The organism is Streptomyces thermovulgaris (assembly GCF_002155915.1).
Lineage (GTDB): Bacteria > Actinomycetota > Actinomycetes > Streptomycetales > Streptomycetaceae > Streptomyces > Streptomyces thermovulgaris.
Genome location: NZ_MUME01000257.1, coordinates 1 through 12,909, shown reverse-complemented (window position 1 = coordinate 12,909; position 12,909 = coordinate 1). Strand labels below are relative to the sequence as shown.

The window sequence follows — 12,909 nt, the reverse complement described above, 5'->3', positions numbered from 1 at the left end:
CGGCGGCTCACTCGACGACGTGGCGTCCCTCCGGCCGTGCGCTGCACGAGGCGCGGAACGCGCAGTGCGCGCAGTGCTGCCCGGCCGTCGGGGTGAAGCGTTCGTCGAGGACCTTTCCGGCGGCGGTGGCCAGCAGCTCGCCGATCCACTCCCCCTCCAGCGGCCCCTGGGTCTGCACCTTGGGCAGGCCGTCGCCGCCGTCCCGCTTGGCCGCCCCCTGGCGCAGCTGGACGAGTTCGGCGCCGCCCGGCTCGGGGCGTGNNCGGCGAGCTGGTAGACGGCCAGCTGGGGATGGCGGGCCACCTCCGCCGCGGTGGGGGCCTGCTTGCCGGTCTTGAAGTCGACGACGTAGGCGCGCCCCGCGCCGTCGGTCTCCACACGGTCCATGGAGCCGCGGATGCGCACCTGGTGGTCGCCCGCTTCCAGGGTCACGTCGAAGGCGTGCTCGCCGGCCACGGGAGTGCGGCCGGAGCGGTCCAGGACGTGCCATCTCAGGAAGCGTTCGAGTGCCGTGCGCGCGTTCTCCTTCTCCTGCTCCGACTTCCACGGCGCGTCGAAGGCGAGCGCGTTCCACACCGTCTCCAGGCGTTCCATGAGGACCTCGAGGTCGGCGGGGGTGCGTCCGGAGGCGACCTCGTCGGCGAGCACGTGCACCACGTTGCCGAAGCCCTGGGCGGCGCTCGCGGGAGGGTCGGCCCTGACCTCGCGGCTGAGGAACCACTGCAGGGCGCAGGTGTTGGCGAGCTGGTCCAGGGCGCTGCCGGACAGGACGACGGGCTGGTCGCGGCTGCGCAGCGGCACCTTGTTCTCGGTCGGGTCGGCCATGCCCCACCAGCGGTAGGGGTGGGCCGAGGGCACCAGCGGCCGGCCCTCGTCGTCGGCGAGCGCGGCGAGCCGGGCCAGCCGGTGCGCGGCGGCCCGTCTCAGGGCGGCGGAGGCACGCGGGTCGACGGTCGTGGCCCGCAGTTCGGCGACCAGCGCCGCCACGGACAGCGGGCGGCGCGGACGGCCGGTGACGTCCCTGGCCTCTACCCCGAGTTCGGCGAGGAAGCGGGAGGGCTGGTCGCCGTCGTCCGCGGGGGCCTTCACGGCGGTGACGACGAGACGTTCGCACGCGCGTGTGGCGGCGACGTAGAACAGGCGGCGCTCCTCCGCCAGCAGTGCCCCCGGGGTGAGCGGCGGGGCGAGTCCGTCGCGGCCGATGCGGTCCGCCTCCAGCAGGGAGCCGCGGCGCCGCAGGTCCGGCCACAGCCCCTCCTGGACGCCGGCGATCACGACCAGGCGCCACTGCAGGCCCTTGGCGCGGTGCGCCGTCATCAGGCGCACCGCGTCGGGGCGTACGGCGCGCCGGGTGAGGGTGTCGGCGGCGATGTCCTCGGCCTCGATCTCCTCCAGGAAGTTCAGGGCGCCCAGGCCCCCGGTGCGCTCCTCGGCGCGGGCGGCGGTCGCGAACAGCGCGCACACCGCGTCCAGGTCGCGGTCGGCGTTGCGTCCCGCGGCGCCGCCGCGCCGGGCGGCCCGTTCCAGGCGGGCGGGCCACGGGGTGCCCTCCCACAGGTCCCACAGCGCCTCCTCGGCCGTACCGCCGTTCGCCAGGCGCGCGCGGGCCTTTCTGAGCAGCGCGCCGAGACGCTGGGCGCCACGCGCGTACGTGGGGTCGTGCGCGACCAGGCGTTCGGGTTCGGCCAGGGCCCGGGCGAGCAGTTCGTCCGAGGGCGGGGGCAGGGGGTTGCCGGCGGCGCGTTCCTCCTCGCGCAGCGCACGGCCCAGGCGGCGCAGGTCGGCGGCGTCCATGCCGGCCAGCGGCGAGGTGAGGAGGGTGAGCGCGGTTTCGGTGTCCAGCCAGCAGGCGTCCTCCTCGGACCGCTCCCCGGACCGTCCCCCGGCCCGTTCCTCGGCCTGTCCCCCGGGCTGCTCCGCGGACCGCTCCCCGGGGCGCCCTTCCGGTTCCCCGTCGGCCGCCTTCGCCGCGCCGCGCCGTGCCGCTTCCGCGGTCGCCACCGCCCGCAGCGCCGTCAGCAGGGGGGCCACCGCCGGTTCGTGGCGCAGCGGCACGTCGTCCCCGTCGACGTCCAGGGGCACCCCGGCGGCCGTCAGGGCGCGGCGCAGGACCGGGATGGTGCGCGCACCGGCGCGGACCAGGACGGCCATCTCGCTCCAGGGGACACCGTCCTCCAGGTGGGCCCGGCGCAGGATGTCGGCGATGTTGTCCACCTCGGTGCCCGGTGTCGGGTACGTGTAGACCTCGACACGGCCGCCGGCGCGCACCGGGGCCGGCTCGCGGTGGGCGCGGACCTGCTCGGCGGGGAGGCGGGTGAGCGGCATCCGCCGGGTCAGCAGACGGGTCGCGGCGAGCAGCGCGGCGCCGGAGCGGTAGGAGGTGCGCAGGACCTGTATGGGGGCCGGGCTGCCGTCCGCGCACGGGAAGGTCCGCGGGAACTCGAGGATGCCGTTCACGTCCGCGCCCCGGAAGGCGTAGATCGACTGATCGGGGTCGCCGAAGGCGAGCAGGGTGCGGCCGTCCCCGGCGAGCGCGCGCAGCAGCCGCACCTGGGCCGGGTCGGTGTCCTGGTACTCGTCGACGTAGACCGCGTCGTACCGCGCGGCGAGCTGTTCGGCGACCTCGGGGCGGCGGGCGAGGAGCACCGCGCGGTGGACGAGTTCGGCGTAGTCGAGGACCCCCCGCAGATCGAGCACGTCGAGGTACTCGGCGAGGAAGGCGGCCGCCGCCTGCCAGTCGGGGCGGCCGATGCGGCGCGCGAAGGCCGCCAGGTGCCCGGGGTCGAGGCCCAGCTCGCGGCTGCGGGCGAGGACCGCGCGGACCTCGTCGGCGAAGCCGCGGGTGGTCAGGCAGGCGCGCAGTTCGTCCGGCCAGCGCACCGTGCCCAGGCCCAGGCGCTCCAGGTCGATCTGGCCCGCCAGGAGCTCGCGGACGGTCACGTCCTGCTCGGGCCCGGACAGCAGCCGCAGCGGCTCGACGAACAGGTCGCTGTCCTGGTGGGCGCGGACCAGGGCGTAGCAGAACGAGTGGAAGGTGGTCGCCTGCGGGGCGCGGGCCGCGCCGGTGCGCAGCGCCATGCGGTCACGCAGGTCGACGGCGGCCTTGCGGCTGAACGTCAGCACCAGGATCCGTTCGGGGTCCCCGCCGCGGGCGATCCGCGCGGCCACGGACTCCACCAGGGTGGTGGTCTTGCCGGTGCCCGGACCCGCGAGGACGAGCAACGGTCCGGTCTCGTGGTCAACCACGGCGCGCTGGGCGGCGTCCAGAAGAGGGGGGTCCGGTCTGAGAGGCGGGGTACGCACCAGCCGGTAGGCGCCGCGGTTCTCCTGGCGTGCCTGGGGGTGCGGCAGGCGTCTGGTGGAGGAAGAGGAGCTCACGTGGTTCGCCGGTCCTGGTGGATGTGCGGGGGTCTGTCACGGCCGACGCGCGGCACCGTCGTCGCGGGGACGCGCGGGCCGACGGGGGAAGCGGTGGCCGAGGGGTGAGGAGGACGCACGCAGCCGGCGCCGCACCGGGGACGGGCGGGAAGGAAGGGCTTCCCTCTCTTCCCGTGCTCCTCCCTGTGCGCAGCCGTCACGTGTGTCCCTCGGTTCACGAACGTACGACATCGCGTACACGTGTCCCGATTCACCCGTACGGACCATGGGGTCCTCGCCGGTCCCTCGAATGGCGGAAGCTGTCAGGTGTGACCCTGCGCATGTTCACCGCCGTCCCACCGGGCCCGCCGCATGTCGAGGCGCGGCAGATGCCCCTCGGCCGCCCTGCCCGCCTCCTTCAGGGGCGTGCCCTCGGCACGGTAGTGGGCGAGGGCACGCAGCTCGTGGCCCGGGAGCAGAACGCCGTCCGCGCGGACGACCCGCCACCACGCGACGGCTCCGCCGTAGAGGGCCATCACCCGGCCCACCTGGCGGGGGCCGCCCTCCTGGAGCCATTCGGCGACGTCCCCGTAGGTCATGACGCGTCCCGGCGGTATCAGGTCGACGACCTCGAGGACCCGCTCGGCGTACTCGGGCAGCGCGTCGGCGTGTCCGGGGCGTTCCGGACGGCCGTCGTTCGAGGGGCTCGCTGTGCTCATCCGCCTCATCCTGCCCCACCCCGCCGACAGCGGAAGGCGCCCGGACGCGGGGGCGTGCTCTCGCTCTCGGGGGGAGCTTCCGGCAGACTGTGCGCCCCGCACATGCACCCTGCCGCCTTCGTGTGTCGGTGGGACATGCCACCATCGTGCGGGCGGTGACCGGTGATACGAGACCGAGAAGAGAGCATGAAGCAACAGGGTGTGCACCCCGACGGCGTGGAGGGCACCTCTGGGGCTTCGTCGCGCCCGGGCACCGGGGACACGAACGACCCGAAGAGGGACAGCTCGGAAGAAAGGCCAAAAAAGGAGCAGAAAGAACAGAAGACCTGTAAGACGCAGAAGGCGAAAACAACAGGGAAGGCGGAGAAGGCGGACAGGAAGCCCGCCGAGAACAGGGACGTGGCCCACATCGACGAACTGGAGGGCGACGAACCGCTGCTCCCCGCGCGCGTGCACCGTCCCTCGGACCTGATGCGGCTGCTGGTGGGCGTGCTCGCCATCGTGGTGCTGCTGGCGATCGCCGCGTTCGCCCATGGCACCACCTCGGGTCTCGAACAGGACATCAACAAGGGCACCGGTCAGGCACCCGACCTGCTGATCAAGATCGCCGGCCTGGCGTCCAGCATCGCGATCCTGCTGGTTCCGGTCGCGTTCGCGATCGAACGGCTGATCAAACGGGACGGGCTGCGGATCGCCGACGGCGTGCTCGCGGCGGTCCTCGCCCACGGAGTGACGCTCGCCACCGATCTGTGGGTCGCCGAGAGCGCCCCCAGCTCCATCCAGGAGGCGCTCACCCAGCCCTCCCCCGGCGACCTGCACTCGCTGACCGATCCGGTGCACGGCTATCTCGCCCCTGTCATCGCATACATGACAGCCGTGGGCATGTCCCGGCGGCCGCGCTGGCGTGCGGTGCTGTGGATCGTGCTGCTGCTCGACGCCTTCTCGATGCTGGTCACCGGCTACACCACACCGTTCTCGATCATCCTCACGGTGCTGATCGGCTGGACCATCGCCTACGGCACCCTGTACGCGGTCGGCTCGCCGAACGTCCGTCCCACGGGGCGGACCCTGGTGGCGGGGCTGCGGACCGTCGGCTTCCACCCGGTGAGCGCGGCCCGCGTGGACACGGCGGAGAGCGCCGACAACGGCGACCGCGGCCGGCGCTACTTCGTCACCCTGAAGGACGGCCCCCCGCTGGACGTCACGGTCGTCGACCGCGAGCAGCAGGCGCACGGCTTCTTCTACCGTCTGTGGCGCAACCTCACACTGCGCGGTTTCACCACCCGCAGCAGCCTGCAGTCGCTGCGCCAGGCCCTGGAGCAGGAGGCCCTGCTCGCCTACGCGGCCATCGCGGCCGGCGCCAACGCGCCCAAGCTGATCGCGACCTCCGAGCTGGGCCCCGACGCCGTGATGCTCGTCTACGAGCACATCGACGGGCGTACGCTCGACTCGCTGGCGGACGAGGAGATCACCGACACCCTGCTGCGCCGCACCTGGCAACAGGTGCGGGCGCTGCAGTCACGGCGCATCGCGCACGGCAGGCTGGCCGGTGACGCGATTCTGGTGGATCGTTCCGGCAGGGTGTTCCTCACCGATCTGCGCGGCGGCGAGATCGCGGCCGGTGATCTGCTGCTGCGCATGGACATCGCCCAGCTGCTGACGACGCTCGGTCTGAGGGTGGGCGCGGAGCGCGCCGTGGCCTCCGCGGTCGGCGTCCTCGGGCCCGACGCGGTCGCCGACTGCCTGCCCATGCTGCAGCCCATCGCGCTGACGCGCTGCACGCGCGCGACCCTGCGCCGGCTGGCCCGGGAGCGGGCGCAGCGGGAGCGGGAGGCCGTCCTGGCGGCGTCCCGGCAGAGCAGGCTGGCCCGGCTGGAGCAGTCCGCCGCGGAGGCCGGCCCCGGGAAGCCGGACCGGAAGGACAAGAAGACCGAGCGGGCGGAGGCGCGGGCGGAGAAGCGGGCCATCGACGAGGCCCTGGAGGAGGCCCGCGAGGACGACCTGCTCACCCAGATCCGTCACCAGGTGCTGCGGATCAGGCCGCAGGCACCGGTCGAGCCCGCCCGGCTGGAACGGGTGCGGCCGCGCACCCTGATCAGCTTCATCGCGGGCGCCATCGGCGCGTACTACCTGCTGTCGCAGCTCACCCACATCGAGTTCGGCACGCTCTTCGCGAACGCCCAGTGGGGCTGGGTGGCGGCGGCGGTGCTGTTCTCGGCGCTCAGCTATGTCGCGGCGGCCATGGCGCTGCTGGGCTTCGTGCCCGAGCGGGTGCCGTTCGTGCGGACCGTGGCCGCGCAGGTCGCCGGATCGTTCGTGAAGATCGTGGCACCGGCCGCGGTCGGCGGGGTGGCCCTCAACACCCGTTTCCTGCAGCGTGCGGGCGTACGCCCCGGGCTGGCGGTGGCCAGTGTCGGTGCCTCGCAGCTGTTCGGGCTGGGCTGCCACATCCTGCTGCTGCTGTCCTTCGGCTATCTGACCGGGACCGAGAAGACGCCGTCGCTGTCGCCGTCCCGGACGGTCATCGCGGGGCTGCTGACGGTCGCGGTGCTCGTGCTGGTGGTCACCTCGGTGCCGTTCCTGCGGAAGTTCGTCGTCACCCGCGTGCGCTCCCTGTTCGCGGGGGTCGTGCCGCGCATGCTGGACGTGCTGCAGCGGCCGCAGAAGCTCGTCACCGGCATCGGCGGCATGCTGCTGCTGACCTTCTGCTTCGTGATGTGCCTGGCCGCCTCGATCCGGGCGTTCGGCGACGGGACGACCTCGATCAGCATCGCCAGCGTCGCCGTCGTCTTCCTCGCCGGCAACGCGCTCGGCTCGGCCGCCCCCACGCCGGGCGGTGTGGGCGCGGTCGAGGCGACCCTCACGGTCGGTCTGATCGCCGTGGGTCTGCCCAAGGAGGTGGCCGCACCGGCGGTGCTGCTGTTCAGGCTGCTGACCCTGTGGCTGCCGGTCCTGCCCGGCTGGCTGGCCTTCAACCACCTGACACGCAAGGACGCTCTGTAGGGGCCCTTCGCGCAGGGGCCCTTTGCGGGGCCGCCTTCCCGGAGCCGCCCTTCGGGGAACCGCCCCTCCCCCGAACGGTCTTCGGCCCGCGCGCGGACCGGCCGACGGCGCGAGGATGAGACCATGCGGAATCCCCGCGGACCGCGTGCCGCCTCCCTGACCGTGACCGCTGCCCTGCTGACCGCCCTGACGGCGGGCTGCGGCGGTACGACGGGTGCGGACGCCGCGGGCGGGGGCACGACGGGCGGAAGCCTGGCCGCCCAGAAGCTGACCTGGAAGGACTGCCCGGCACCGTCCGCGTCCGAGGGCGGCCCGACGCCCTCCCCGCCGCCGAACGGCGGCACTTGGCAGTGCGCCACCATGAAGGCGCCGCTGGACTGGAGCAGGCCCGACGGCGACACGATCGACATCGCGCTGATCCGGGCGAAGGCCACCGGGCCCGGCAGGCGGATCGGCTCGCTGATCTTCAACTTCGGCGGACCGGGCGGCTCCGGCACCGACACCCTGCCGCTGATCGCCCAGGACTACGCCAAGCTCGCCACCCGCTACGACCTGGTGAGCTTCGATCCGCGCGGGGTGGGCCGCAGCACGGCCGTGAAGTGCGAGAGCGACGCCTGGCTCGACCGGTACTTCCAGCAGGACTCCACCCCGGACGACGCCGCCGAGCGCACCACGCTCCTGAACAGCACCAAGCAGTTCAACGCCGCCTGCGAGAAGAACTCCGGCAGGCTCCTCCCCCACATGCGCACCACCGACGCGGCCCGCGACCTGGACCTGATGCGCCAGGTCCTCGGCGACTCCAAGCTGCACTACTTCGGGATCTCCTACGGCACCGAACTCGGCGGGGTGTACGCCCACCTGTTCCCCCGGCACGTGGGCCGCGCCGTCTTCGACGCGGTCGTCGACCCCACGCAGAGCCCCGAGCAGGTTTCGCTCAGCCAGGCCAAGGGCTTCCAGACGGCCCTGGACAACTTCGCGAAGGACTGCGTGTCGAGGGGCGCCGACCAGTGCCCGATCGGCAGCAGCGCACAGGACGTCCAGAACCGCATCGCCGCCCTGCTCGAAAAGCTCGACGGCAACCCGATCCCCGGCATCTTCCCGCGCCGGCTGACCCAGAGCGCCGCGACCACCGGCATCGCCCAGGCCCTGTACTCCAAGGACCTGTGGCCCGCCCTCACCGAGGGGCTGCGCCAGGCGTACGCCGGCGACGGCCAGATCCTCATGCTGCTGTCGGACGCCCTGAACGGCCGTGACGAGAACGGCACGTACGACAACCTCGTCGCCGCGAACACCGCCGTCAACTGCGCCGACCAGAGGCAGCGGTACACCCCTGCCGACGTGGAGCGGGCACTGCCCGCGTTCCGGGCCGCCTCTCCGGTGTTCGGCGACTTCCTGGCCTGGAGCATCCTCAACTGCACCGGCTGGCCGGTGCCCGGAGCCGGCGACCGCACCGAGGTGAGCGCCCCCGGCGCGGCACCGATCCTGCTGATCGGCAACACCGGCGACCCGGCCACCCCGTACCAGGGCATGAAGAGGATGGCGCAGGCCCTGGGCAAGGGCGTCGCCGTCCAGCTCACCTGGAAGGGCCAGGGCCACGGCGCGTACAGCAGCAAGGACCCCTGCGTCCAGAACGCGGTCAACAGCTATCTCCTGGACGGGAAGCCGCCCGCGGACGGAACGGTCTGCTCCTGAGGGAACGGCCCGACGCCCGCAGTCCGTCCCGGAAAGCCCGTCCCCGGGTCCGTCCGGACGGCCACGGCCCCGCACCGCCCGACGGGGATCCGGTTCCGCGCGGATGCGGCAGGCCGGAAGGTTGTCCACAGGCCCGCACGGGGTGCGACGGGATCCGCCTACCATGACGTGACCGCTCCCGCGGCCGATCCGCGGGAGCCCGTGAGGGGGGACGTCACGTGTCACGTCTGACGCAGTGGGCGGCCGCGCTGGCCGCCGCGGTGCTGCTGGCCGGATGCAGTGGAGGGCCGTCCGGCGCCGGCCGGGACGAGGGAAAGGGACGGTCCGCCCCGGCACCGGCACCGTCGGCCACCGCACCGGCGTCCGGACTGCCCTCCTCGCTCACCTCCCAGCGGCTCGACTGGGGCCGCTGCAAGGCCGCCGCCGGCTCCCCCGCACCGGGCGGCGACTGGCAGTGCGCGACGCTCGAGGTGCCCCTGGACTGGTCCCGGCCGGACGGGGAGACCATCGACCTCGCCCTCATCCGCGCCCGGGCCACCGGCAGGCGCATCGGCTCGCTGATCTTCAACTTCGGCGGGCCCGGCGGCTCCGGCGTGGACACGATGCCGTCGTACGGCTCCGTGGTCGGCGCCCTGCGGCAGCGCTACGACCTGGTGAGCTGGGACCCGCGCGGGGTCGGCCGGAGCAAGGGCATCCGCTGCCGCAGCGACCGGCGGATCCAGGCCGCCGAGACGGTCGACACGACACCGGACACCCCGGCCGAGGAGCGGGCCTACTTCCAGGACGCGGCCGACTTCGGCCAGGGCTGCAAGAAGGCCGCGGGCAAGCTCCTCGCACATGTCTCCACGACCGACACCGCCCGCGACCTGGACCTGATGCGCCAGGTCCTCGGCGACTCCAAGCTGCACTACTTCGGCTTCTCCTACGGCACCGAACTCGGCGGGGTGTACGCCCATCTGTTCCCCCGGCGCGTGGGACGGCTGGTCCTGGACGCGGTGGTCGACCCCACCGCGGACTCGGTGGGCCATGCACGGAACCAGGCCCGCGGCTTCCAGCGGGCGTTGAACGGCTATCTGAAGTCGACCGGACAGGATCCCGAGCAGGGCTCGCGCAAGATCGCCGCCCTGTTGGAGCGTCTGGACGCCGAGCCGCTGCCCACCTCCTCCGGGCGGAAGCTGACGCAGACACTGGCGTTCACCGGCATCGCCCTGGCGCTCTACAGCGAGAGCAGCTGGCCGGCCCTGACTCTCGCCCTGTCGGCGGCGGAGCGGGGGGACGGCTCCGCACTGCTGGCCTTCGCCGACGCCTACAACGAACGGGACAAGTCGGGCCGTTACGGCACGACGACCCACTCGCAGCGGGCCATATCGTGCCTGGACGCCAAGCAGCGGCCGACCCCGGAGCAGGCACGGAAGCTGCTGCCCGAGTTCAAGAGGATCTCACCCGTGTTCGGCCCCTTCATGGCCTGGGACACGGCCGGCTGGTGCCACGCCTGGCCGGTGCCCGGCCAGCACGACACACCACCGGTCAGCGCACCGGGTGCGGCACCGATCCTGCTGATCGGCAACACCGGCGACCCGGCCACCCCCTACGAGGGCGCCCGGCGGATGGCCGACGAACTCGGCAAGGGCGTCGGTGTGGTGCTCACCTGGAAGGGCCAGGGCCACGGGGCCTACGGCAGCGGCAGCGACTGCGTGGACTCGACGGTGAACGCATACCTGCTGCACGGCACGGTGCCGAAGGACGGCAAGGTCTGCTCATGACGACGACCGGGGCCGCCTGCGGTGCTCCTTCCGCCGCTCAGAGCTTTCCCCGGATGCGCACCGCCCGGTGACCGCCGAGCACCTGGGCGAAGTCGTCCAGGAACCGGGGCGCGAAATCGGGCCAGTTCCAGCACTCGAGGCCCAGATGGGCGAACGCGTAGTAGTCGTCGGCCCACTTCCAGGCGCGGAGGTCGGAGGCCGACGCGCAGTGCGGGCATGTGACGGTCGCCTCTCCGGTCGCGTCCCAGGTGCGGATGGCAGCGAAGAACGGCTCGTCGGCGCCTTCGATCTCCTTCCAGGTCTCGGTGCAGAAGCAGGTCCGCTCGTCGTACTGCGGGCAGACCGCGTAGTGGGCGCCGCCCTGTCCGCCGTGGAAGACCGTGCGCCCGATCTCCGCATCGAGGCCGTCCGCCGGCTCCCGGTCCGGCTCGGCAACGGCCTTCGCCCAGTGCTCTTCGGGCGGATTTCCCAACGGCGCTCCGAGCACGCAGTCGGTCCGCCCGGCGCGCACGATCCCCTCCCGCACGAGCCGGTCAAGAGCGCGTTCCGCGAGCGCCGGGGCCTCGGCCGGCGTGGCATCGAGGTCGACGACAGTCTGGACGTAATCGCCCACGGCGCCGACGACAGAACCCGCCGGCGACAGGGCCGCCCTTGCCGATCTCGACCGGCGACCATCTGGAACGCCTGGCCGGTGAGCCGTCCTTCACGGCCCCGTGCGGCACCAGCCCCCGCCGAGGCGCCCTCCGGCAGGAACGCCCCCGCCGGAGCGGCTTGCCCTCGGCCGCGAGGGCTTCACCGAGCCCGCGCCGCTCTGCCGCTCGGACCGGGGAGCGGATCACATGAACAAGAGAGGCGGGGCCAGTGGGCCTCGACGCGGAACGATCAGCGCGCATCGCTGCCACGCAGGAAACCCGCCCGGCCGTCGTAACCCAGAAGGCACGCGAACTGGCTGCCGGGGCGCTGGACTTGGAACGTACCGGTATGCAGGCATCTACTGAATCCAATAAACATCTGAACCCATTTCCGAACGCTTCAGGTGCGTCTCGGGCGCAGATGACGGGAGGCTGCTAGACATGAGGACAGCCATGTCGCCTCAGAGCGGTCGATGATCAGGTCGGCCACAGTGATCATCCCTTCCAGGACTCCGTCGAGCCGTATTGAATGATCACCGACCCGGACCATCTCCCAGTCCGCGTCACTGTGCCAGAGCCGGGCGGTTTTCTCACCCCATCGCTGGGCGAAGACGAGTTCCTCACCATGCTCGTTCACAAAGTAGCCGACATAGTCTTTGTCACTAATATCACCACCGCAAAGTCTCGCCAGAAGCGACTCAATTGCGGGAGAGTCGTCGTTCATACCGTGCCTCCCTCAATATGACCGGAGGTCTGCCCAGCAGACGAAAGTGCAAGCATCCGCTCCGCAGACTCCAGCAAGGTCTCGTAAGTGATCACTTCTATACGTGCCATATGCGTGTTGTAGGTTCGCAGCGTGTCCGCAACCTGCTGGGGTGTGATCCCCCCGCTTATGTACTGCGGATGCCCGATCACGACAGTCGCGGAGGCTCTGCGCGTGTCGATCCCGTACTGGGCAAGTATGGATTCACGGCCTTCATCCAAGGTCCGCAGGTAGTTCTGCGTCTGCGAGACCGCACGGTGGACCGGGGCGCCCAGCATGAGGTGGCCGCTGGACCGGATAACCAGTTTCTTGATGTTGGCGCGCTTGAGTTCCACCACATGCAAGGAGCCGTCTCCTCGCAGCAGCGGAATATCGAGAATGGTGTCCAGGGTGTACTGGCGGCGTGCCAGCTCAGCCACAAAGGCACCACCGAAGATCCACTCCTGATTCTTCAGACAGGCATGGAGGTCACTCTCCGAACTCTCGGGACGATTCACTGCAGCACGCAGGGAGGCGAGGCCCGCCCGTCTAGCCCGCAGTTCCAGCAACTGGGCCAGCATTCCAGCGTCCGCATCTTCCAGGAACTCGCTCATGATACGGGCGGCCTCAGCAGAGGCTGGCCGAGGCAGATCCCGAAGGATAATTTCCATATACCCGAATTCTTGGAGGCGCTTGAGGTCCTTGACGGACAGTTGGATTCCGCCCTCACCATCCCCGATACCCAGATGGTCGGTGGATCGGGCGATGCCACGGAAGAGAGCAAGGGCATCTGTGACACTCGCATTGGGCTTCTCTGCGTGTAATGCCTCCAGGACGGACACGGCACGATTGGCACCCAGGGCAGCCATTCGCCGCATGAACTCCTCGCTCCGCTGCCGCGCCTTCACGTCGTAGTAATTCTCAACAATATCGAGGTAAAGCTCGCCACCTGCGTAGCCGGCGAACCTCTGGAAGCGCTGAGCTAAGGGCTGTCCCGTAAA

General features: G+C 71.6%; 7 protein-coding genes and 1 pseudogene. 3 read left to right on the top strand and 5 right to left on the bottom strand.

The window, feature by feature from the left end:
* Nucleotides 1-7: 7 nt before the first annotated feature.
* Nucleotides 8-3,246: pseudogene (locus CCN35_RS19895) on the bottom strand (ATP-dependent helicase).
* A gap of 434 nt (nt 3,247-3,680) precedes the next feature.
* Nucleotides 3,681-4,085, bottom strand: a complete 405-nt coding sequence (locus tag CCN35_RS19890) for an MGMT family protein (protein WP_385882155.1) — start codon at nt 4,083-4,085, stop codon at nt 3,681-3,683.
* A 177-nt stretch (nt 4,086-4,262) separates the two neighbouring features.
* Between CCN35_RS19890 and CCN35_RS19885 the strand changes: the two genes are divergently transcribed.
* The 3 genes from CCN35_RS19885 to CCN35_RS19875 all read left to right on the top strand — a co-directional run bounded on the left by CCN35_RS19885 (nt 4,263) and on the right by CCN35_RS19875 (nt 10,534).
* On the top strand, nt 4,263-7,079 hold the full coding sequence (locus CCN35_RS19885) for a lysylphosphatidylglycerol synthase domain-containing protein (RefSeq protein ID WP_067391686.1): 2,817 nt from the start codon (nt 4,263-4,265) through the stop codon (nt 7,077-7,079).
* Nucleotides 7,080-7,202: 123 nt separating this feature from the next.
* The gene (locus CCN35_RS19880) at nt 7,203-8,771 is read left to right on the top strand and encodes an alpha/beta hydrolase (protein WP_086793776.1); all 1,569 of its coding nucleotides are present in this window, start codon (nt 7,203-7,205) and stop codon (nt 8,769-8,771) included.
* A 218-nt stretch (nt 8,772-8,989) separates the two neighbouring features.
* Entirely contained in the window at nt 8,990-10,534 is a 1,545-nt protein-coding gene (locus CCN35_RS19875) for an alpha/beta hydrolase (protein ID WP_086793775.1), read from the top strand.
* A 37-nt stretch (nt 10,535-10,571) separates the two neighbouring features.
* On the opposite strand, the gene CCN35_RS19870 is transcribed toward CCN35_RS19875, so the two are convergent.
* The 3 genes from CCN35_RS19870 to CCN35_RS19860 all read right to left on the bottom strand — a co-directional run.
* Nucleotides 10,572-11,147 (bottom strand): hypothetical protein, encoded by a 576-nt coding sequence (locus CCN35_RS19870; RefSeq protein WP_067391695.1) that lies wholly within the window; start codon nt 11,145-11,147, stop codon nt 10,572-10,574.
* A 419-nt stretch (nt 11,148-11,566) separates the two neighbouring features.
* A complete protein-coding gene (locus tag CCN35_RS19865; RefSeq protein WP_086793774.1) occupies nt 11,567-11,890 on the bottom strand; it encodes a hypothetical protein in 324 nt (107 codons plus the stop codon).
* A partial coding sequence (locus CCN35_RS19860) for a Shedu anti-phage system protein SduA domain-containing protein (RefSeq protein WP_107501069.1) occupies nt 11,887-12,909 on the bottom strand: 1,023 nt, incomplete at its 5' end. The genes CCN35_RS19860 and CCN35_RS19865, both read right to left, overlap by 4 nt.

Excerpts from the sequence above, each read along its gene's own strand:
- CCN35_RS19880 (WP_086793776.1), top strand. The coding sequence starts at position 7,203 with ATGCGGAATCCCCGCGGACCGCGTGCCGCCTCCCTGACCGTGACCGCT.
- CCN35_RS19890 (WP_385882155.1), bottom strand. The coding sequence starts at position 4,085 with ATGAGGCGGATGAGCACAGCGAGCCCCTCGAACGACGGCCGTCCGGAA.
- CCN35_RS19885 (WP_067391686.1), top strand. The coding sequence starts at position 4,263 with ATGAAGCAACAGGGTGTGCACCCCGACGGCGTGGAGGGCACCTCTGGG.
- CCN35_RS19865 (WP_086793774.1), bottom strand. The coding sequence starts at position 11,890 with ATGAACGACGACTCTCCCGCAATTGAGTCGCTTCTGGCGAGACTTTGC.